We start from the raw sequence: 21849 nt of genomic DNA on the forward strand, positions 1-21849 counted from the left end.
ATTTCCCCTCTTAAACAAATAAAACGAACTTATATAAATAAATAATATAGAGAACTTATAGAATAATTCTCACACAGGAAAATGGTATTATAGTATTTTGTCTTTAGTTTTTCTTAAAAAATCCTGTGACCATGTCCAGAATATCATAAAGGAACTGCAATTTTCCGTGGTCCACTACCGGTTCAGTAGTATTCTGGGACTGCTGGGAACTTTCATTGCTGAAAGCTGTTTCTTCATTGTATGTAGTATTCACATCCGTATTCTCTGTTCCGGCACTTGAAGACACATCTGCATCGGGATCCAAAACCTGAAGAATGAACTTTTTGGAATAAGCATTGCCTGAATAATCCTTGGAATCAACAAACTTCACTTTTGCCGAAGGAATGACAATATCACCGGCTTTGTCCATCCTTACAGTATAGTTCAATGAAAAGTTATCTTCAGGATGAAGCACCATACTTCCACCTGTAACACCAGAAACAATATTACCACCTGCCGGAAGCTGATCAGATACTGTTATGTATGCTGCCCTGTCACCCTGGTTTAGAACATTGATAATTAGGTCGACATCATCATGCAGGTTCACACTGTTCGGATTGACAGACTTAGTTACGTTTATCAAAGGACCATGAATTACAAGAGTAGTGGCATTCAGTTCTTGGAAATAATGCCTTCCTTCATAATTCACACTGACGACAGTCCCGTTCAGCTCATAGGTTCCCGGCCTTAGACCTTTTAAAGAATATTCAAGGATCTTGCTCTGATATGGCTGAAAAGAATAATTCCACGTTGAATCCGAATCCGGATCCATTACCAGACCATCGGGAATATTTGCCTTTATTGTAACATCCTCAAGGGGAACTGCTTGTTTATTTGTTATTGTCAGTGAGAAATATGCCCTTTCATCGATGTAGACCTCACTGCTATAATCCTCTTCAACCTTCAAACTGGCATCTATCCATGGGACTACTGTGGGTAACGGGCTGGTAGTGGTATTTGCTATAGCCACATCGATAACAGCATAAGGCGACTCTATATCATTGCCCGTAACCACTTCTATGGCAGTTATATTCAACCTGTCATCAAAAGCAGTGTTATTGGATATCTGGGTATTATTTACACCAAGTATAGCTCCCCATGAATCATGATAAATACTAGTAATTGAAAGCATCACATAATCTGTATTTACATCTGTTGGTTTTGCCGGAGAGAAATCCTCTGCTTTGATATAATATCCACTGTGATTGACCTCATCTCCCCAATAAAGTGTGTACTCTTTAGCAGCCAGCCATTCAACATTACTTGACTGCGCACTTGCAACAAAACAGAAATGAAACAACAGCACAGTAAGTCCTATCATAAGGAACAATTGCTGTCTCATAAACTCATGACCTGTCTCTGCGTTTTGATACGAAATAAACTCCTAACAACGCAAGTATCATAGTACTAGCTTCAAATCCAGGTTGAACTCTGTCGTCCTGGGTCTGTGAATTATAAACCTCACTGGCAGTATCAGTTGAACTGCTTTGCTGATCTGTACTGGATGAACTTGACGAAGAAGAAGAAGAAGAAGAAGAACTACTTTCACTTGTTGTGTCCGAGGGGTCAACAACTGTGATAACCGGCATATTGGATATCCTTTCACCTTTGTACTCTTCAAAATCGATGAATGTTGCAGTAGTCCCGGAAACTTTAATATCCTCTGTTCCTTCAACCTTTAATTTATAAGAGTAAGTATAGCTTTTCCCATGTGTAGCAACATCATGGAAACTCAAATCTCCGTTCACGTAACTTGCATTTTCAGGCATTGTTTCCGTAGTGGTTACACTGGCATCCTTTGTACCCTGATTCTTGACAGTTACCGTTACAGTAACCTCATCTCCGGGACTCACAGATTCGGGACTTACTGTTTTGGTGAGCACAATATCAGGGCCATTTATTTCAATAGTAGATGTTTCGGATGTAAATGTATGACTTTTCCCGTTAGGATCAGTAAAAGTAGCTGTTGCAACAGGGATATTATATTTCCCGGTCTTAATTGGTTTTAAGGTATATTCCAGTATCTTTCCCTTGGTTTCTTTTGAGTCGAATGATAATGACATTTCGGTTTCAACGTTGTCCTGGACTTCAAGGTCAGTTGTTAGAGGATTATTAAGGGTTACAGAACTCAGACTGTATATACCATTGTTCCATATGCTCACTGAAACATGTGCTGTTTCATCCATATATATCTCATCGGTCACACTTTTTGAGACGACAAGTTCCACAACAGGTTCAATAGTTAGTGTCTTTGTTTCACTGTCTTCATGGATCTCACCGTTTATGTCCCTGGATTTTGTAGTTACTGTGATGTCAACATCAGTTTCATCCCAGTAATGAGGAATTTCAAGTTTGATCTTAATTGGGTCCAGCACTTCATCTTCTTCCACTGCAGTGTAATGATGACTTAACTTACCATCAAGGACTTTCATTCCATCAACGTCAATGTCCACGGTCAGATCTTCTGCTTCTGCATCACCGTCATTAGATATATCTATTGTTGCATCAATTGAAGGATAAGTTAAAATACGGGGATCATAGGTATCGTCTTCAGTATTGATCGTAATACCCATTTCAGGGATTCCCCTTTCATAAACTTCAATAGCTGCTGTAGGATTGTCCATGTTGCCAGTCCAATCATCGAGATTAAGAGTCACTTTTGTTACAAGGATCCTGAGATCATCGCCATTTGCCGTGTCACGGAACTCAAAACCTTCACCTGCACGGGCAGCAGATTTCTTTTGAAGCTCATTACCACGATATATACCCATACTTACGTAACCGTCCTTGTTGAAATCTTCCACTTTAATGGTATAATCGCCTGAAGTGAGAGTACCACCCCATTGCAGCGTGCCGCTTGCATCAGCACTATCACTCCATTCTATATCATTAAGTGTATATGCCATCACAGGCAAACTCAATAGAGCAATTAATATTACACAAAGAAACACTTTACGTATCATAGAAATCCCCGGACATTACGTTATTCAGTACTATATTTTTGGATATAAGGGCTTAAATCCCCTAAGCTGTGTGGGTCTGTCAATGACCTTTGTTCTGGAAGTAGACTCAGGCATATTCATAAGCGAGGGTTGTAATATCATTCCTGCAATAGATTTATCCTTCACAAGAGAACTCCCATAACCAGAATCGATACCTCCATTGCCACTATGCAATACACTTGAATCGTACACTACTTTCGAATCTTGACGCTCTTTTTCAGCCTCTTTTTTAGAGAGGCCTGCATGCATATCTCTTTCCTTGGCTTTCAGACCTTCTGCTTTACCCTTGGTATACCGTTCTTTGACCAGTGTGTCAAAACCGGCTGTTTTGGCAAGATCTTCAAGCATGGAATAACGTTCACTAACCCATCCCAGTTCTGAATGCTTATGGTAACCTACCTCAAAGCCCAGATCATAGGCACTTTTTGTAAGTTCGGCAACCTCAGCATCAGTAAGCTGGGTTTTTTCTTCCTTTTTGGAAAAAAATCTTACCATTTGGATACACCATCATTCAAGAAGGCCACTTACAACAAGACCTTTATCGCCAAAGCCTACAGCGCGCATATTACAATCATGCTTTGTTCCACGCATTTTGATAATTTGCATTGCACGGGTCATGGTTTTGTCATAAAGGAAATTGTGCATGAATACAACTCCATGTGCAGCGAACTGCTCAGTTGAGTACGCACTTGGATCGGTCATCTCGGATATTAGTATAGTCGTACAGCCAAGTTTCTTAAGGTTCCTGATGAAACGACTCATTTCTTTTTCCTGTAATGACATATCCCTTGTAGTGAACCTTATAGCAGAAACGGAATCAATAACAAGTCTTTTTACATCATACTCTGAAACATAAGCTGCTATTTCCCTGAAAACCATTGCAGGTGAGGGAGCCTCATGCTCTCCTGCTGATGTGGAAACTTCATAATCAGGAGTAATGTACTCGCTCATCTCATCCATGAAACCGTATTCCATCCTTGGTCCAAGGTCTGCAAAAAGCAGTTTTTTCATTTTGATAAGGGTGAGCACATTCATGGAGTAGTTTGACATATCATCGATTATATTCTGCGGACTTTCCAGTAAGGTCACATAAAGTCCGGTTTCACCGAGAGCTGCACCGTACGCCAGATACTGCACGCAAAAAGTTGTTTTACCACTGCCTGGTGGGCCACTCACCAGATATACACGATCTGAGAGCAGGCCACCCTGCACCAGCTCGTCAAAACCTTCTATGCCTGTCTTTATCCTCATGAACTATCCTCGAATAACCACTAATTAATCAATATAAAAGTGTTATTTATAATTATACTGTGCATCTATTTGAATGCTTCGATTGTATCTACATATCAAAAATAATAGTAAACTTATAATATTGTGCAAAATTTGCAAAGCTTTTTCCGACAGCTTAAAATCAGTTTGAATTTATTATTTTTTTATGCAACTAAAAGATGTTATCAGCGTACTGGAGGATATTGCCCCACCAACGCTTGCGGAAGATTTTGACATAGGTCGTATCGGCCTGAACCTTGACATGCAAAATGACATTAAAAAGATAGCTATGGCTCTTGACCCCACAGAATATGTACTTAACAGGGCTGCCATGATAAAAGCGGATCTGCTTGTCACACATCATACCCTGATATTCCATGCTGTGCACTGCATCAATAAAGAACTGGCAGAAAGCCTTAAAATTGCACTTGATAACGGAATATCATTATACTCCATGCATACGAACTTCGATAAGGCAAAAGGCGGTATCAATGATGCACTGGCAAACAGACTTGGACTTTCAGATATACAGGAAACTCCTATCGGTCGCATAGGGACTATTGCTCCGTGTTCTGTGGACACATTTGTTAACCACGTATCCAAGAGTCTTGGAACCCACGTAATGTATGCAGGAAACATAGATGAGATCAAAAAAGTTATGGTATTCGGGGGAAGTGGTTTCAGATCAGAGTATATTGATGCAGCTAGAAGTTATGGTGCTGATGCCTATGTATCGTCTGAACTGAAACATGACATAATCAGATCTTATAGTGATATGCTGCTTGTGGATGCGACACACTATGCTACCGAGAATCCGGGAATGCAGGACCTATGCCCGGTGCTTGCCGAAAGACTCGGCATTGATGTGGAATTCATCGAGCATGATCCACTAATAAAAACACTCTGATAAATCATCTGAGAAAACTTAGTATCTGTGATAGCATGCCAGAAAAAGAGAAAAAAGAAGAAATGGACGAAGATGAACTGGATGAGCTCTTTGAGCAGCATATTAAAAGAAGAGAAGATCCAAAACATCGTGGATACGGAGATTATGAAAGAAGAAGGATATACAGGGGTCCTTCTGTAAAAAAAGATTGAAGAGATTTTTATTCTCTCCGGTCTATAACATTTTTTCCACATTTCTCAGGAACTATTGTTAATTCTCCACCTTCAAATTCTGTCCTCAAAGGATCGGTTGATGATATACGATCCAAAGTTACTGCCACCGCAGCAACTTCTGAATGTGGCTGATTTCCAACTGCAACATTCCAGTCGGCCATCTCATATATCTCGAACGGAACTTTTTCAGCACCAACGACTATCATGAGCTTTTCACATTTACTGATCTCTGGAACTGCATCCGGGAGATTAATTCCATACATTGACAGATGGCACACTTTGCCACCGTCTTCCTTCCATTTCTTGATCTCGGTTTTCCAGCTCACATCGTTCTTAACATAGAAATTCCCACCAAAACGGTTGGAAACATCTGCAATGTTGTCTGAGAGCTTTTTATCATCCGATGCCAGGAGCATGCCCTCGGCACCGAAGGCGCGTGCTGTCAGGCCAACATGAGTTGTTATCCTTTTATCACGCTGCGGACGGTGGCCAAGCCTTAATATTACTATTTTTTCAGGCATAGTGATCGTTTTCAGAGTTCTTTAACGTCAGCGACTCTCTCAAGAAGCATACCTTCTACTACTATTGGAAGATCTTCTCTTGCATTCTTGATGGCATCTGCCAGCTTGTCTTCCTTTTCGGCGTAGATCGTAAGTACAGGCTGACCGGCTTTTACTGCTTCACCACGTTTCTTGTGTATTCTTACACCTGCACCTTTGTCATTGGGAGCACCTGCAAGCCTTGCTATCTGAACAATGCGTTTGTTGTGGAACTCAAGGACATAACCATTTGTAGGAGCTTTCAATTCTGCAGTATATTGCCCTACTTTGATGTCCCTGTAAGTTACATTAGGGTCTCCGCCCTGTATCTCAATTATCTCCTTTAGTTTTGCAAATGCCTTACCGTTCTTCAGTGTTTCTATGGCAAGGTCGTGACCCTGACCTTTTGCAGCAACTCCGCCCATCTCAAGAAGCATACCTGCAAGTACCGCACTTTTTTCAATAAGACTGTTAGGACCTTCCATTGTTTCAAGGACCTGCAAAGCCTCTATTACCTCTAGTGCAGGACCAACTGTTCTTCCAACAGGAGAAGCGCCGTATGTAAGTGCACAATCGACATCCATTCCGAGGCGTTCTCCAAGGTTGATGAGGTCTCTTGCAAGTTTTCTTCCGGTCTTCACATCAGGTATCTTTGTACCGGCACCGGTAGGAATATCCATTACAACTTTCTGAGCTCCTACTGCACCTTTTTTAGCCATTATCGAAGCCAGAAGCTGGCAGTGCGGGTCAATTGAAAGTGGATACTCGATCCGGATCAGCTTGTCATCGGCAGGTGCGATATTGGTTGCACCGCCCCATACAATTACTCCGCCTACTTTCTCGGTCATTTCTTTTATCTGCTGGGCAGTGAACTCTACAGGAGCCAGGATCTCCATAAGATCGGCAGTTCCTCCTGCACCTGTAATTGCACGGGAACTTGTCTTTGGAATGAGCAAACCATTAGCTGCAACAATAGGAACAATCAAAAGGGATATCTTGTTTCCGGGAACTCCTCCAATGGAGTGTTTGTCCATAATAGGTGTGGTGGCAAATTCAATACGTTCACCAGTATCGATCATGGCCTTGGTGAGCCACTCGGTCTCATCCTCGCTCAAGTCTTTGATATAGGTTGCAGTCAGGAATGCAGCAAGTTCAATATCACTCAGATTCTCTTCAACGATATCTTTGATAAGCTCATATATCTCATCTCTTTCCAGCCTGTTGCCATCCATAACCTTTCGAATTATGCGTGCGGATTTTGGTTTCTCTGCAGGTTCGACTTCAACTGTTTCTGTCCACTCTTTCTTGAGCTGTTCCTGCACTTCATGATACAAACCTATCATTCCGGGAGCTATCATATCCTCGGTAAAGTCTACAATGGCTGTAAGGACCTTATGATCTCTTATCCTTACCCTGTCACCTTCATTTACACCGATCTCCTTTGCATCGATAATATTCATTACTACTTTATATTTGCCGACCTTGATATCAATAGGCTGAACTTTTAGCTGCATTATTTCACCTTTATAATATAACAGGGAAATACGCGAAGGAATAAATAGCTTTATGGTTAGCTGAAAAATAAGGTTGGAATGATCTGGAATTATAGAGTACACAAGATGCCAGATATCCTTTTATTAATTAATTTAATCTTCTACTGGATATACTGCTTCACAAATTACAGGTGATCTGCTCTTACTACTGAAGAAGTTCCTTGTTGTGCAGGCCATCCACTTCCAGTGCAATACCAGATGTATAACTGAGAATGCAACCATTAGAAGTCCTATCTGTTCATGAAACTGGAGCAGTTCCCGGCTGCTATATCCAAGCAAACTGGTACCATGACCGGCAAACATCAGGACAACTCCTGTTACGCTTACTATGACTGATTGTGCTAACAATGGTATGTCCACAATATAATTTAATGTATTTTTCTTCATTTATCCAATCCTCTTTATAATTAATTTTTTGACTTTAGTGGTTTTTGTTGGTTTTCTCTAATAGTAATCTGTGGATAGTTGTAGTGTTATGATGGAAAATTGTGATTATTAGTTAGAAAGATCGCATGTTATGGTGGTGTACGACATGTATGGTGGTACATTGGTGGTTGGTGATGATGGTGGTTGGTGGTACGCTAACATGCGATCTTACAATTCGAAGATTCTCAAATGCAAATATAAAGATACTTACCATAAAAAAGATAAAATAAAGCTTTAATTTAGATTTAAAAGAATCTAAAGTTTTGAAATAAGGATGAAGATATAATGTTGATTATTTTATTAAATAACTGTACCATAAAGCTTTATTTTGAATAATATTCTTAATAGTACTCAATATATCACTTGAAGCTACCAGTTCATTTAAAACCAATAAATAATTATAATGTCTCATGGACAATTTCATGCAGGCTGCAATAGATGAAGCACGTGAGGGAATGGAACACAACCACGGAGGACCTTTCGGAGCAATTATTGTCAGAGATGGGAAAATAATATCCAGAACCCACAATAAGGTTTTACTTACCAATGACCCGACAGCCCATGCTGAAGTCTTGGCAATCAGGCAGGCATCTGGGATACTTGAGAACTTCGACCTTTCTGACTGTGAGATCTATACCAGCTCGCAACCATGCCCCATGTGTCTTGCAGCGATCTACTGGGCACGAATTAGAAAAGTATATTTTGGCACTAACAAAGAAGATGTTGCTGCAATAGGTTTTGATGACAACCTTTTTTACAAATTGATCAGGGGCGAAGACACCGAGAATGCAGTGGAAATAGTCAACATTAATAGAAAGGAGTGTCTTGAGCTTCTCAAAGAATGGGATGAAAAGAACGATAAAAAAATGTATTAGTTGAAAACACCGATTAAATCAACCTTTATACAATCTACTTTATATATAGGATGAATTGATGATAATTAAGTCAATTATCAAAATAAGGCTAATGGAATTTGCTAAATAATATACGAGGGGAAACGTGGACATTAATCAATTTATACCGGCTATAATCTCATTACTGGCAACCCTCTCGTTGATACTTATTTTTGATTATCTGTTCCATAAAAAGAACATATTTTCCAGGGAAAGGATAATTCAGCAAATAATCTACATCTTAGTAATAGTAATTGGGCTTATACTTACAATATTTACTTTGCCAATTAATGTTGAGGACAAGAACCTGGTCCTGACTTTTGTAAGTATTGTTATTGGTGCTATAATCACTTTCTCTTCTACGACCTTTGTAGCAAATGCAATGGCAGGCATCATGCTCCGTATGATAAATCCATTCAGAGTAGGAGATTTTATCAAAACCGATGGAACTTTTGGAAGGGTTACAGAGATCTACTTCCTGAACACTCAGGTACAGTCTATTGACCGCGACCTTATAACAATTCCAAATCTGACCCTTGTCTCAAAACCCCTGAAGACCATAAGATCATCGGGTACTATTATTACTACAAGTGTTTCACTGGGATACAATATACCCAGAGTGAAAATAGAGAAAAGTCTTCTTCAGGCTGCTGAAATAACGGGACTTGAGAATCCTTTTGTGCATGTTGAAAAACTGGGAGACTTTTCAATAAGCTATAAAGTCGGAGGGCTTCTGAAGGATGTGGACAGAATCATCACTACAAGATCCGATTTTAAGAAGAACGTTATTGATAACCTGCACAATTCGGACATAGAGATCGTTTCACCCACATATATGAACCAGAGAGTTTTCAGCGAGGACTATGTGTGTATGCCTCCAAAGGAAGATGCAAGAAAAGTTCCAAAGGAAAAAGAACCTGAAGTCCAGACTGAAGAGATCATCTTTGATAAAGCCATAATGGCACAGATGCTTGACAGAATCTATACAATAGCTGATAAGCTTCCTGCTCGCAGAAAGGACATGGAAGATAAGATAAAAGAAATAGCAGATGAGAATATAAGGGATGAGTTAAAAGAGCAGATCGGTATTCTTGCTAAAATGGAAGAAAATATCAACCCGGAAATACAGGCGCTTAAAGATCTGCCTGACATAACCTCACTTCCAGACGATAAAGACGATGAATATGTAGAAAAACTTGTCAGCGCTGAAAAGGATATAACCATTCTGGACAACAGGCATGAAGACCTTGAGAAGAAAATATTTAAGGCTCTTGAACAAGAATGATGACAGGATTTTCTTAGACCACGTTCATTGAGGAACAAAATGAGAATTGGAGTACTCGGGCTTAAAGGCTCATATTCAGAAAAAGCTGCAAAGCAGTGGATTGCAAGAAATGTATGTGGAGACGATAATAGCCTGGAGCATTGCTCGGATATCCAGGATGTTTTTTCCCTGCTGGAAAACAAAAAATGCGAAATCGGCGTAGTGCCTCTGGAAAATTCAATCGAAGGTTCAGTAGGTATTACTCTTGACTTGCTTCTGGAAAAAGATGTGAACATTATCGGAGAGACAATTGTAACAATAGAGCACTGCCTTCTTTCAAGAGGAAAAAAAGAGGATATCAGAGTAATTCTCTCGCATCCCCAGGGCCTGGGACAATGCCGTAATTTCCTGAAAAAGACATTCCCCCTTGCAGAGCTGAGAACAACAGGAAGTACATCACATGCTGCAAAGCTTGCAACTGAATTTGAGGAAATGGCTGCCATAGCTTCCCCGGAAACAGCGGACGTTTATAATTTGGATATCCTTATGCCCAATATACAGGACAGGAAACACAATCACACACGTTTTGTTGTTATTACAAGGTCAGAAACAACAGAAAACATGATCAAATCCCTGAAACAGGCAGATCCATACAGTACTTATAAAACATCAATAATAGTCTATCTTGACCGTGACCGTCCAGGTGCACTTTATTCCATACTCGGAGAATTTGCAAGGAACAATATCAATCTTACAAGGATCGAGTCGCGACCATCAAAGAAGGTACTGGGAGATTACGTTTTCTACATTGACCTTGAAGGTAACATAAGCGACGATATTATAAAAGATGCAATATATAACATAGAGTCGAGCGTAGGGATGTTAAAAATGCTTGGTTCGTATCCGGGACTTAATTCCTGTTGCGAATCCAATTAAAGATTATATAGATCACTTGAAATTACCTTTCAGAAAAAAGCGGTGCAATTATGGGTATAGACATCAGGAGTTTTGTTAAAAAACAGGAAGCTGCACTGAAAAGATATCGCAGGTTATACAAAATTCTGGATTTTCTTGGAACTGCTATCATTCTGTATCTACTATTTTTCTATTTCCGCCTTGATCAGGTTTTCCCATATATCAGCAATTTTGAAGTCCGTGCAGGTACCTCCTATGATATTCTGGGAACCAGCATTGCATTTGAAACTGTTGCACTTTCATTAATAGCAGCTTTTCTCTCACTCATAATAACACTGCTACGCCATCTCAGAGATGATAGGACCAAAGCTATCCCTCTTATTGAGAAAAAGAATCCGGAACTGCATGAAAAGCTTAGAACGGCATATGACAATTCCAATGAAACAAACCTCATCGTTGCAGATCTTCTCAACTCGGTGTCCTCAAAGATAGCAGTGATCGCTTCATCTGAACTTCTTACAAAGAGAAAACTGGTAATTGGAGTTGTACTTATTCTGTTATCCGGTGTAGCAACAGTCTATGTTGTAAACAATGATGTCCGTACCAGTCTTTTTGACCAGAGTACACTTGGAGACCTGGTAAATGAGATACCCGGAATTGGTAATGGCGATGCTACGTCAGGAAACGATGTATTTGTATTCAACAACGAAGGAAATCAAGACGGCACTAGTTCAGGCACAGAGAACTTAACAGGAGATACTGCGATAATTGTTCAAGACGGGAAAGAAGTTGATCTGACACTCCCTGCAGGCTCAGGTGTCGGATTTACAGAGGGAAATACATCACAGGAATCAGACACCAACTTTGACCAGTCATCACCTTACGAGAGAAGTGTCATTTCATCCCAGACCTATAATGACAAACTTCCACAGGGTTACGAAAGTATCATCAAAGAATACTTTAAAGCGTTGGCTGAGGCTAATTGAATAACATAAATAATACCAAAATATTACTAAATTCTATTAATACATCTAATTCACAGGACAAAGATAAAGGAGATAACAGATGGCTAGTGAGATGAACTCAAGGGACCTGTCGCAAACATACAAAATGGCTGGCGATATGTTCGGGACCCTTTTCAATGAAATAGGAAAGGTAGTTGTAGGCCAGAAAGAAACAGTTGAACAGATAGTGATCGCAATACTTTGTAACGGGCATGCACTTGTGGAGAGTAACCCCGGTCTTGGAAAAACCCTTACAATTTCCACTATATCAAAGGCAATGGATCTGAACTTCAGCAGGATACAGTGTACACCAGATCTTATGCCTGCAGACATCACAGGAACCCAGATAATAGAGGAATCCGGCGGTCATAAGGAATTCAAGTTCGAACCAGGACCTATTTTTGCAAACATCGTGCTTGCTGATGAGATTAACCGTGCATCACCCAAGACACAATCATCCTTGCTTGAAGCAATGCAGGAAAAACAGATCACTGTGGGAAATGATACTTACATTCTTGAGCAGCCTTTTTTCATACTGGCAACCCAGAACCCGATAGAAATGGAAGGAACATTCCCACTTCCGGAAGCTCAGCTTGACAGGTTCCTGCTAAAGATCCTGGTGAATTACCCAAGCTATGAGGATGAGATCGAGATCGTTAACCGTTATACAAGATCAATTTCCCCAAGCGTCAACAAAGTTGTTAACAAGAATACATTGCTTGACCTTCAAAGACTCACAAGGGACGTGCCTGTTGCCGATGACATCAGGAACAGGGCGATCAAGATCGTCATGTCAACACGTATAAGCAGCGAGTTCATCGAATACGGTGCATCTCCAAGGGCATCCATTGGTCTTATCCTGGCTGCAAAGGCAAGGGCACTTATCAAGGGACGCAACTTCGTCAGTGCCGAGGATATCGATGCAATGGCATATCCTGTACTCAGACACAGGATCGTACTCACCTTTGAAGCTGAAAGAAGAGGAGTTAGCACTGATCAGGTCATCAAGAGTATACTTGAGAAGACAAAGTAAGGCAGTTTTGCCGTTAACTTACAAGGGCATTTGCAATGAGCGACAAGAGACATAATATAGATGTTGAGTTCTTCAGGCAGCTTGACCGCTTTACCTTCATGGTAAGAAAAAGAATATCAACTGCATATGCTGGTAGCAGACGTTCAATTCATAGCGGAAAAGGTCTGGATACCGTAGGTTACCGTGAGTATAATCAGGGTGATGAGATCAAATCCATTGACTGGAAAGCATATGCAAGGTCTGAGAAACTCTATATCAGGCAATTCGAGGAAGATAAATCCCTGACAACCCATATTCTGTTGGACTGCAGTAAGAGCATGGACTATACAGGTGGAGATGCTCCCAGTAAATTCGAATATGCCACTATGCTTGCCGCCGGTTTTGCCTATCTTGTAACCAAGGACAATGATAAATTTGCCATATCTACTTTCTCTGAAAATGTTGAATTCTCAAAACCCAGAAGAGGAAGAAAATACCTGCTCAACACCATTGAAAGACTTGAAACAGTCCCTATAGGTGGTAAAACGGACATCAACGAATCTACCATTCAGTACGGAAAAGCCATCCACTCACGTTCACTTGTTATCCTTATCTCTGATTTCCTGCAGGACCCAAAAGATATAGAGTCTGCTATCTACCGTTTTTCCGATCATGATCTTATTCTTGTGCAGGTGCTTGACAGGACAGAAAGTTCCCTTGAGATCCACGGGCACAGCAGGCTTATCGACCTTGAATCGGGAGTTAAGTTAGATACATATATCAGTGAGGATCTGAAGAACGAATACCAGAAAAAGCTCACTGATCACATCAACCATATCGGTGACACATGCAGCAGAGTAGGTGCGGAATTCTATACATTCACCACTGATATCCCGATATTTGATGCATTCTTCCACACCATCAGCCGGAGGAAATGGTAATGCCTTTTGATAACCCGCTGGCACTGGGTGCACTTGCAAGTGTTGTTCCACTCATATTATTGTACCTGCTCAGACCAAAACCTCTTCAGGTGCAGATCCCTTCCCTGATGTTCCTCATGGACATCAAGGAAGAGAAAAAACGATTCTATACGTCTATATCCAAACTTGTAAAAGACCCTTTGTTCTTTATCCAATTATTTGTGCTCATACTCCTTGCACTTGCCGCTGCTTCTCCTTATTTTGAGAGCCAGGAAGCACTCAGCGGAGACCATACAGTAATTGTCATTGATGGCTCGGCAAGCATGCAGACAGATGGCAGATTCAGCGATGCAATATCAAAGGCAGAGGGTTATGTTAGTAAGACAAATACTGTGATTCTTGCGGAAAGCACACCGGTAGTAGTTATCGAAAGTGCAGGTGCACAGGCAACCCGTGATGCTCTTGCAGCAATGAAACCAAAGGCAACGGTTGCAGACCTGTCCGGTGCGATCTCAGCGGCTATGAGAATAATTTCAGAGAAAGGGGGCAATATTGTTGTGATCTCTGATTTTGCAAGCTGGAACGGTGATGACCCGGTAAATTCCATGAAACTTGCTGAATCCTACGGACTTAATGTTCAGTTCCTCCTTGTTGGAAGGGAAGCCGACAACACCGGGATAATACAGGGAACCATTGAAGTGGCAGATGGAAGTTACAATTATAACGGAGTTATCAAGAACTACCGAAGCAGCAGGCAGTCAGTTGATGTTGAGATCAAGAATCTTGACAGCGGAAAGACAGAAACTACATCTTTCACAATACCAGCAAAGGCGACAAAGCAAATAACGCTTAAAAACCTTGGGACTGGAATTACAGAAGTCAGTATCCTTGACGACGACAGTCTGACGGCAGACAACATCGCTTATATCTCAATTCCCAGAATATCTGACAGGCAACTGCTCTTTGTAACAGATATTAATGACCTGCCTTCTAAACTAGCACTCTCACTTATACCTACCATCAATGTCAAGCAACTTGAAGGCGTACCCGATGATCTTACAGATTACAGCATTGTGGTGATTGCCAATAAGGAAAGAGCACTTGCAAGCAACGAAATATCGGCCCTTAACAGTTATCTCAATGGAGGAGGAAAAGTCGTATTCATTGCCAGTGATGCATTATCATCTGAAAATGCAAAGACGGGACTTGTAGAACTTCTTCCTGTAATGCCTAAGTCTGTAGAAGATACGGATAATGGAGTGACCCTTACGGTTGTTCAGGATACAAGGCTTAGTGAGGATATCAAGTATGATGAAGTTGCAATGTACAAATTCCTCAATGTTACATCAAGGATAGAATCTACAACTCTTGTTGCAACTGAAGATGGCGTACCCATGCTGGTCTATGGACCGGTTGGTGACGGAACTTCTGTGTATTTGGGAATTAACGATATTACAGGTGAGAATGCATGGAACAATTTCCACAACCTGCCTGAATATCCTGTATTCTGGTCAAAGCTTGCCGGCTGGCTTGGTGGCACTGGAAGTGTACAGGATTATAATCTCAAGACCGGAACTGTTTCAGCACTTGCAAAGGAACAGGAGATCCAGACACCCAGCACCACTGAGACGGTCAGCCGTGTCCTTTACGATGAGGTTGGCGTTTACCAGGTAGCCGGAAAAGAGATAGCAGTGAACATCTACAATGACAGGGAATCTGACACTACACTTCTGGGAACAGATGTTATTGAACGCTCACAGGCTAACGATGGATCTGGAATCGTGCGTGCAAGTTCGTATACTGCAAAGAACTATCTTGATAATTATATGATAATCATTATTTTCGCATTAGTTGTACTGGAGCTGCTTATTATAAGAAAGAGAGGTGAGCTCTGATGGTAAGTTTTGAAAATCCGGAAATGTTCTGGCTGATAATACCTGTTCTTATAGCAGGCATATATCTGCTAAAAAAAGGAGCTAAAAGAGGACTTATCATATCACGTATCATTGTCGCTATTTTGCTTATCACTGCCCTGGCATCACCTTTCATATTAGTTGCCAGGATTACATCAGATACTAATCCGAATATTGTGGTTATCTCCGATGAAACAGAAAGCATGGAGATATTCTCAAATGGCTCAGCAACTGACCTTTATGAAGCACTGACTGCAAAGACACCAACATCGATCGTACGTCTTACCGGGGACAGCACTGCACTTGGAGATGCTATTGTACAGTATTCCACAGGAGATAATCAGATAGTGCTGGTTTCGGATGGCAATAGCAATACAGGCGAGGATGTGGAAACTGCACTACAGTTTGCAAAGGAGATGGGAACCACTGTATATTATGTACAGCCGGAAGTCCAGTACAACGATATTAGTGTTGAGATCGAAGGCGACAAGACCGTTGTACGCAACAATGAGAACCAGTTCAACCTCGTTGTCACACAGGCAATGAACCAGGAAATAACGTACAAGTATGAACTTTACAGCGATGACACACTAATCAGCAGCCGTACCATTACACAGACCGAGCGTACAAAAACAATACCAATAACACAGGTCAAATTCAAAACTCTGGGAGCACACACTCTGAGAGCTAAGATAACACCTTCAAGCTATGATTATGACCCTATAAACAATGAATTCTACAAAGCTATCTATGTGATACCGAAGCCAAAGATAAGGACCATAGGACTTGACGTGAATTCACCTCTTGCAGACATATTGCTTAACCTCTATGACGTATCAAGAACAGGTGAACTTGACAACATTGACAACTATAAAGCCCTGGTCATTGACAATACCAATGCAAATACGTTCACAGAAGCTGATGTAAAAGTACTTGAGAACTATCTCAATGAGGGAAATGGCATCATTGTAGTCGGAGGAGAGAATGCCTATAACTTTGGCGGTTACCTTGACTCTCCAATTGAAACCATATTACCGGTAACATCTAAACCCACTGATTGGAGCGGAGGTCGAAATGTTGTCCTGCTGCTGGATATATCTCCAAGCACAACTGCCCACCAGACACTTGGGGACATACTGGGAAATGCACTGAACATATTAAACAATGAAAAACTCAGGGATGCTTACGTCGGTGTAATTGCCTTTGGAAGTCAAGGAAAAGATGTATCCGGCGGACTGCAATTTATAGGAGTAGCTTCTACTCTGGATTCACTTCAATCCGAAATCGAAAAACTCACACCTAGCGCCACCAGTGAAACATCACTTGACCAGGGTCTTGCCATTGCACAGGGCTGGTTGAAAGATGAACATGGCGAGATGGATATAATAATTATATCTGATGGTGGTATCGAAAAATCATATGATGCCAGTCTTAAAATTGCAAAAGAGATCGTAAGCAGCGACGTGAATCTCTATTACATACATATAAAGTCAAGTGCACCATCCCAGATGGATTCATATGGAAATTACTATGCAGAGGATCTGATGAATGCAGTTGGAGGCGTTTATTTCCCTATAAATATGGGGGAAAGGGCAAATATTCAATTCAATGATCTTCAGCAAACACAGAATCAAAATGACACAGGGACTCTTGGAACTTATCCTTTAATAGAACTCAATACAAAACATTTCATCACAAAGAACATTGATATAGAAGGCAGTGTCACCGGTTACAACGATGTTACTCCTAAGGCAGGAGCTGACAGACTCATTATAACAAACACAGGTAAACCTATACTTACCACATGGAGATATGGACTGGGAAGGGTTGCGGCTCTGACAACAGATAACGGACTTGGAGCAAACAGCATGTGGGCAACTGAGCTGTACTCAGGCAACAATTCAAAGCTTATTTCCTCAACTGTCAACTGGGCTATTGGCAATCCTATCGAGAAGACCGGCGCTGTTGTGGAAGCACCTGACACATGGTATGGCACTCCCGGCACAATTCAACTTACCATGTATGATGAAGGGATCCCAACACTGAAGCTTGATGGAAAAACGGTTGACCTGTCACTTACAGGGACAAATGTCTATGAAGCAGTCATCGAACCGGAACCAATAGGAATGCATGATCTGTCCGGATACCCTGTGGCTGTGAACTATGCACTTGAATACCGGAATATGGGACTTAATGAAGATATACTGAATCTTGTAAAAGCGAACGGAGGCACTATATATAAATCAGTAAGTGCAGCACGATCGGGTATATTCGAGGAAGCACAGACCAATTCAGAAAAACTGGTAAAGGATACTGTCAGCCAGAAGATCTACTTCCTGCTCGCAGCTCTTATTATATTCCTTGGCGAAGTGACCATTAGAAGAATTAAAGAAATAAAGGAAATGAAGCAACAGGAAAAAGAGATCAGGCATGAAGCCTGAATTCCTGCTACTTTTCTTTTTTCATTTGTAATTATTGACTATTTTTTATCAAATGACCTGTAACTTTATTAACAAGTAGTTAGCATAGTAAGATGTGTAACATTTGCTACATAGTGCACGGATAAAAAAGGACGAATTTCATGGCATTTATTAACACGGGGGTCAGATGGCTGACAGTCAGGTTTTAAGGATCCTGTTTGTAGAAGACGTACCTGAAGATCTGGAACTGGCAAAAAGGAAAATTAAAAGCAGTGGGATAGATTTTGAACCTTTTTTAGCAGAGACAGAAGATGATTTTTTAAAAGGCCTGTACGAATTCAAACCCGAGATAATCGTATCAGATTACATGCTGCCGGAATTTGATGGCATGAGGGCACTGGAACTGGCACTTACCTATAACAGCAATATACCTTTTATCATTCTTACAGGCTCCATGAATGAAGAAATAGCTGTAGAAGCCATGAAGGCTGGTGCTACAGATTATATTCTCAAGGAGCGTATCAGCAGACTTCCGTTTGCAATCAAAGAAGCTCTTGATGTAAAAGAGGCACTTGCTGAAAAGAAAAAAGCTATTGATGACCTGGAATCCATGTCAGAAATAGTACAACAGTCACCCTTCTCAGTAATCTCTACCAATCTGGAAGGTACGATAACAAGCTGGAACAAAGGAGCCGAAAGAATATTCGGATATACCAACAAAGAAACATTGGGAAATAATGTTTCTCTGCTCTATCATGCAGATGACACGGATGTACTGCAAAATGATGTCATTGAACCTTTGCTTGCAAAAGGATACAATCAGATACAAACCAGATTATTGCGAAAAGGAGGAGAATTATTCATAGGGTCTCTATCACTATGGTTGGTAAAGGATGGAGTAGGAAATCCAGTTGGAATGGTTGGATACACTTATGATATAACAAAAGAAGTAGAAGCTGAAAATGAACTTCGAATTAAAGACCAGGCTATTGAATCTGGTATTGATGGAATTGTACTTGTTGACCTTAATGGAAATCTTACATATGCAAATCGTGCTGCCTACAAAATGTTGGGATATACCAACAAAGATGAAGTCATTGGTAAGAGCGTTAAAAAATTCGTGGTATCTGAAGAAGATGGAGAATGGATACTGAACGAGCTGAAAGAACACGCTTTTAAATCTGAATTCAATGCACTAAGAAAGGATGGCTCTGAATTCCCTGTGCGTTTATCAGCCTCAAGGATAAGGGACAGTGTTGGGAACATTATCTCTTACATGGGATCACTTGTTGATATAACTGAGAAAAAAGAGGCTGAAGAAGCACTTGAAACCAGCGAAAAGATGTATCGACTGCTTGCGGAAAATACACTTGATTGCATATGGTCTATGAGCATGGATCTGGTATTCACTTATTCTAACTATGCCATTCACGATATACTTGGATATCTGCCGGAAGAATGGGTTGGATCTAACTTACGCAATCATTGTGATGAAGAGAACTTCATGAAAATGATGGAATATGTCCACATCGGAATGCAGAATGCTCCTAGTTCTGAAGGCATCCTATTTCAGGTAGAGATGCTAAACAAAGAAGGAAATTCCGTACCCATAGAAATTATGGGAAAGATCATTTTTGATGAAAATGGAACACCTGTTTCTATCCAGGGAACTTCAAGAGACATTACTAAAAGAGTTGAAGCCGAAAAAGCCTTGAAAGAAAGTGAAGAGAGACTTGAACTGGCCTTAATGGTCTCTGAGCATGGATTCTGGGTCTGGGATCTGGATCAGGATGAATTCTATTTTAATCCGAAGTCATACATCATGCTTGGATACGAGGATGATGAGTTCCCAATGTCAATTGACGCATGGGGTAAACTGATGCATCCGGATGACAGAAAACTTGTGATACCGGAGATCATCGAGTCCGTAGATAATGGAAAACCATTCAGCTTTGAGATACGAATGGCAACAAAATCCGGAGATTGGATCTGGGTACTGGCAAAAGGAAATACCTTTAATCTGAAAAGTGGAAAACATTGGGCAATTGGAACCCTGGTAGATATCACAGAAAGCAAAAAAACCGAGGAACAGATGCTACTTGCAAGGATAGCTGCTGAGGAAGCTAACCGCTGTAAAAATGAACTCCTTGCAAATATGAACCATGAACTCAGAACACCACTTAATTCTATTATTGGATTTTCAGAGGTACTCATTGATGGAGGTCTGGGACAAGTCAATGATGAACAGGAAAAGTATCTTCGCCTTATGAACAATGAAGGTCACCGGCTTTTAAGTCTTATCAACCATGTACTTGACCTCTCAAAGATAGAATCTGATGGTATAACTCTTAATTTTTCAAAATTCGACCCGGTACTGGTTGCTGAAAGCGTTATGGAATCCACAGAGATGCTTGCTAAGAAAAAGAACATCAGAACAAGCATGAGTACTGACAGGAACATTGGTACCATAACCGCCGATGTCGATAAGTTCAGAGAAATACTCTACAACCTTATAGAAAATGCACTCAAATTCACACCTGAAGAAGGGAATATCATTGTTGTCATGAACATGAGAGATGAAGAGATAGAAGTTTCCGTTCAGGACACGGGAATCGGTATTGCCGAAAAGGACAGGGAAAGGATTTTCGATGCATTTGTACAGGTTGATGGTTCCAATACCAGAAGATATGGAGGAGCCGGGCTGGGACTTGTACTTGTAAGAGAATATCTGAAAATGCATAACGGATGTATACGTGTTGAAAGTGAACTGGATAAAGGTAGCAAGTTCATTTTTAAGATTCCTGTATATCCCATCAGAAAAGAGAAATCTGTATACAAAAACCCGGTGAGAAGAGGGATTTGCAGGTCAAAACCCCAGCGTCACTCCCAAGCACCTAAACCGTAAGCTTCAAGGACGTTTCTTTTCAATACCTTTGTGGAGTGTATCTTATGAAAGTCAGCATTATAGGCGGAGCTACAGGCAGTGGTAAAACCACAGTTATTCTAAAACTTGCAAAATATCTCAATTCACAGGGAGAGAAGATCGGAGTCATAGTTCAGGAATCAGGAGAAGTTGATTATGATGAAAAAACGCTCACAGAACTTGGAATAAAGACAAGAGAAGTGAACAGTGTATGTATCCCCTGTTCCCTTGACACAGATATCAGGAGCAATCTCCTTACAATACAGGAAGAGTTCAATCCGGACACTGTTTTCATCGAAGCTGAAGAAACAGTGCTGCCTCATAAACTGAAGGCTGACCTTGAAAGAATGGAACTCACTGATGTGGAACTTCTACCTTCTGTTGTACTTGTTGATTCACCTGAATTTGAAACAGAAGATGATCAGCTTACAGAATATGTCAGAAAGCAGACAGCGGGTGCAGAGATTGTTTGTATGGGAAAAACCTGGATGGATAGTGATGAACATGCAAATGCTGTAAAGGAGCTTATAGGGAAGCTCAACCCTGAAGCTAAAATAGTTGATTATCCTGAAAATGATGATGAAGATTTCCCGGCTGAATTGCTGGGATAAATATTGTTTTTGATATTCTATCAAATA

General features: G+C 40.8%; 20 protein-coding genes. 13 read left to right on the forward strand and 7 right to left on the reverse strand.

The window, feature by feature from the left end; translation table 11 throughout:
• Positions 1 to 103: 103 nt before the first annotated feature.
• From BLP52_RS08980 to BLP52_RS08995, 4 genes are read right to left on the reverse strand one after another with little or no spacing between them, the layout of a single operon-like run.
• Complete coding sequence (locus tag BLP52_RS08980; protein WP_091710141.1) at positions 104 to 1381, reverse strand: COG1361 family protein; 1278 nt, start codon at positions 1379 to 1381, stop codon at positions 104 to 106.
• A 4-nt stretch (positions 1382 to 1385) separates the two neighbouring features.
• Complete coding sequence (locus tag BLP52_RS08985; RefSeq protein WP_091710142.1) at positions 1386 to 3002, reverse strand: CARDB domain-containing protein; 1617 nt, start codon at positions 3000 to 3002, stop codon at positions 1386 to 1388.
• Positions 3003 to 3032: 30 nt separating this feature from the next.
• Positions 3033 to 3536: a hypothetical protein gene (locus BLP52_RS08990; RefSeq protein WP_091710143.1), complete on the reverse strand. Its 504-nt coding sequence runs from the start codon at positions 3534 to 3536 to the stop codon at positions 3033 to 3035.
• A 12-nt stretch (positions 3537 to 3548) separates the two neighbouring features.
• Positions 3549 to 4292: an RAD55 family ATPase gene (locus BLP52_RS08995; RefSeq protein ID WP_091710144.1), complete on the reverse strand. Its 744-nt coding sequence runs from the start codon at positions 4290 to 4292 to the stop codon at positions 3549 to 3551.
• A 184-nt stretch (positions 4293 to 4476) separates the two neighbouring features.
• Here BLP52_RS08995 and BLP52_RS09000 point away from each other — a divergent pair, with 184 nt between their 5' ends.
• Entirely contained in the window at positions 4477 to 5217 is a 741-nt protein-coding gene (locus tag BLP52_RS09000; RefSeq protein WP_091710145.1) for a Nif3-like dinuclear metal center hexameric protein, read from the forward strand.
• A gap of 35 nt (positions 5218 to 5252) precedes the next feature.
• Positions 5253 to 5408, forward strand: a complete 156-nt coding sequence (locus BLP52_RS14585) for a hypothetical protein (RefSeq protein ID WP_202905754.1) — start codon at positions 5253 to 5255, stop codon at positions 5406 to 5408.
• An 8-nt stretch (positions 5409 to 5416) separates the two neighbouring features.
• Here BLP52_RS14585 and BLP52_RS09005 read toward each other — a convergent pair whose 3' ends face one another.
• The 3 genes from BLP52_RS09005 to BLP52_RS09015 all read right to left on the reverse strand — a co-directional run bounded on the left by BLP52_RS09005 (position 5417) and on the right by BLP52_RS09015 (position 7908).
• A complete protein-coding gene (locus tag BLP52_RS09005) occupies positions 5417 to 5950 on the reverse strand; it encodes a tRNA (cytidine(56)-2'-O)-methyltransferase (RefSeq protein WP_091710146.1) in 534 nt (177 codons plus the stop codon).
• An 11-nt stretch (positions 5951 to 5961) separates the two neighbouring features.
• Positions 5962 to 7482: an AMP phosphorylase gene (locus BLP52_RS09010; protein ID WP_202905755.1), complete on the reverse strand. Its 1521-nt coding sequence runs from the start codon at positions 7480 to 7482 to the stop codon at positions 5962 to 5964.
• Positions 7483 to 7614: 132 nt separating this feature from the next.
• Positions 7615 to 7908, reverse strand: coding sequence for a DUF4405 domain-containing protein (locus BLP52_RS09015; RefSeq protein WP_091710147.1), 294 nt, complete (start codon positions 7906 to 7908; stop codon positions 7615 to 7617).
• Positions 7909 to 8038: 130 nt separating this feature from the next.
• On the opposite strand from BLP52_RS09015, the gene BLP52_RS14530 reads away from it, so the two are divergent.
• From BLP52_RS14530 to BLP52_RS09065, 11 genes are all read left to right on the forward strand, one after another.
• Entirely contained in the window at positions 8039 to 8185 is a 147-nt protein-coding gene (locus BLP52_RS14530; protein ID WP_162272967.1) for a hypothetical protein, read from the forward strand.
• 172 nt (positions 8186 to 8357) lie between these two features.
• Positions 8358 to 8822 (forward strand): nucleoside deaminase, encoded by a 465-nt coding sequence (locus tag BLP52_RS09020; RefSeq protein ID WP_091710148.1) that lies wholly within the window; start codon positions 8358 to 8360, stop codon positions 8820 to 8822.
• A gap of 124 nt (positions 8823 to 8946) precedes the next feature.
• Complete coding sequence (locus BLP52_RS09025; RefSeq protein WP_091710149.1) at positions 8947 to 10125, forward strand: mechanosensitive ion channel family protein; 1179 nt, start codon at positions 8947 to 8949, stop codon at positions 10123 to 10125.
• A 39-nt stretch (positions 10126 to 10164) separates the two neighbouring features.
• Positions 10165 to 11040 (forward strand): prephenate dehydratase, encoded by an 876-nt coding sequence (gene pheA, locus BLP52_RS09030; protein WP_091710150.1) that lies wholly within the window; start codon positions 10165 to 10167, stop codon positions 11038 to 11040.
• A 50-nt stretch (positions 11041 to 11090) separates the two neighbouring features.
• Positions 11091 to 12005, forward strand: a complete 915-nt coding sequence (locus tag BLP52_RS09035; protein ID WP_091710151.1) for a DUF7502 family protein — start codon at positions 11091 to 11093, stop codon at positions 12003 to 12005.
• Between the two features lie 79 nt (positions 12006 to 12084).
• Positions 12085 to 13056 carry an AAA family ATPase gene (locus BLP52_RS09040; protein ID WP_091710152.1) on the forward strand — a complete coding sequence of 324 codons (972 nt, stop codon included), beginning with the start codon at positions 12085 to 12087 and terminating at the stop codon, positions 13054 to 13056.
• Positions 13057 to 13091: 35 nt separating this feature from the next.
• Positions 13092 to 13976: a DUF58 domain-containing protein gene (locus BLP52_RS09045; protein WP_091710153.1), complete on the forward strand. Its 885-nt coding sequence runs from the start codon at positions 13092 to 13094 to the stop codon at positions 13974 to 13976.
• A complete protein-coding gene (locus tag BLP52_RS09050) occupies positions 13976 to 15850 on the forward strand; it encodes a vWA domain-containing protein (protein WP_091710154.1) in 1875 nt (624 codons plus the stop codon). The genes BLP52_RS09045 and BLP52_RS09050 overlap by 1 nt, the downstream gene beginning before the upstream one ends.
• Positions 15850 to 18309 (forward strand): hypothetical protein, encoded by a 2460-nt coding sequence (locus BLP52_RS09055; protein ID WP_202905756.1) that lies wholly within the window; start codon positions 15850 to 15852, stop codon positions 18307 to 18309. Before BLP52_RS09050 ends, BLP52_RS09055 begins: the two co-directional genes overlap by 1 nt.
• A gap of 166 nt (positions 18310 to 18475) precedes the next feature.
• On the forward strand, positions 18476 to 21193 hold the full coding sequence (locus BLP52_RS09060; protein WP_091710156.1) for a hybrid sensor histidine kinase/response regulator: 2718 nt from the start codon (positions 18476 to 18478) through the stop codon (positions 21191 to 21193).
• 44 nt (positions 21194 to 21237) lie between these two features.
• Positions 21238 to 21822 carry a GTP-binding protein gene (locus BLP52_RS09065; protein ID WP_091710157.1) on the forward strand — a complete coding sequence of 195 codons (585 nt, stop codon included), beginning with the start codon at positions 21238 to 21240 and terminating at the stop codon, positions 21820 to 21822.
• The last annotated feature ends 27 nt before the right edge of the window (positions 21823 to 21849 follow it).

This window comes from Methanolobus vulcani (assembly GCF_900100715.1).
In the GTDB taxonomy this organism is placed as follows: domain Archaea; phylum Halobacteriota; class Methanosarcinia; order Methanosarcinales; family Methanosarcinaceae; genus Methanolobus; species Methanolobus vulcani.

Coding starts and splice junctions, on each gene's coding strand:
- BLP52_RS08980 (WP_091710141.1), bottom strand. CDS start 1,381: ATGAGACAGCAATTGTTCCTTATGATAGGACTTACTGTGCTGTTGTTT.
- BLP52_RS08985 (WP_091710142.1), bottom strand. CDS start 3,002: ATGATACGTAAAGTGTTTCTTTGTGTAATATTAATTGCTCTATTGAGT.
- BLP52_RS08990 (WP_091710143.1), bottom strand. CDS start 3,536: ATGGTAAGATTTTTTTCCAAAAAGGAAGAAAAAACCCAGCTTACTGAT.
- BLP52_RS08995 (WP_091710144.1), bottom strand. CDS start 4,292: ATGAGGATAAAGACAGGCATAGAAGGTTTTGACGAGCTGGTGCAGGGT.
- BLP52_RS09000 (WP_091710145.1), top strand. CDS start 4,477: ATGCAACTAAAAGATGTTATCAGCGTACTGGAGGATATTGCCCCACCA.
- BLP52_RS14585 (WP_202905754.1), top strand. CDS start 5,253: ATGCCAGAAAAAGAGAAAAAAGAAGAAATGGACGAAGATGAACTGGAT.
- BLP52_RS09005 (WP_091710146.1), bottom strand. CDS start 5,950: ATGCCTGAAAAAATAGTAATATTAAGGCTTGGCCACCGTCCGCAGCGT.
- BLP52_RS09010 (WP_202905755.1), bottom strand. CDS start 7,482: ATGCAGCTAAAAGTTCAGCCTATTGATATCAAGGTCGGCAAATATAAA.
- BLP52_RS09015 (WP_091710147.1), bottom strand. CDS start 7,908: ATGAAGAAAAATACATTAAATTATATTGTGGACATACCATTGTTAGCA.
- BLP52_RS14530 (WP_162272967.1), top strand. CDS start 8,039: ATGGTGGTGTACGACATGTATGGTGGTACATTGGTGGTTGGTGATGAT.
- BLP52_RS09020 (WP_091710148.1), top strand. CDS start 8,358: ATGGACAATTTCATGCAGGCTGCAATAGATGAAGCACGTGAGGGAATG.
- pheA (WP_091710150.1), top strand. CDS start 10,165: ATGAGAATTGGAGTACTCGGGCTTAAAGGCTCATATTCAGAAAAAGCT.
- BLP52_RS09035 (WP_091710151.1), top strand. CDS start 11,091: ATGGGTATAGACATCAGGAGTTTTGTTAAAAAACAGGAAGCTGCACTG.
- BLP52_RS09040 (WP_091710152.1), top strand. CDS start 12,085: ATGGCTAGTGAGATGAACTCAAGGGACCTGTCGCAAACATACAAAATG.
- BLP52_RS09045 (WP_091710153.1), top strand. CDS start 13,092: ATGAGCGACAAGAGACATAATATAGATGTTGAGTTCTTCAGGCAGCTT.
- BLP52_RS09050 (WP_091710154.1), top strand. CDS start 13,976: ATGCCTTTTGATAACCCGCTGGCACTGGGTGCACTTGCAAGTGTTGTT.
- BLP52_RS09055 (WP_202905756.1), top strand. CDS start 15,850: ATGGTAAGTTTTGAAAATCCGGAAATGTTCTGGCTGATAATACCTGTT.
- BLP52_RS09060 (WP_091710156.1), top strand. CDS start 18,476: ATGGCTGACAGTCAGGTTTTAAGGATCCTGTTTGTAGAAGACGTACCT.
- BLP52_RS09065 (WP_091710157.1), top strand. CDS start 21,238: ATGAAAGTCAGCATTATAGGCGGAGCTACAGGCAGTGGTAAAACCACA.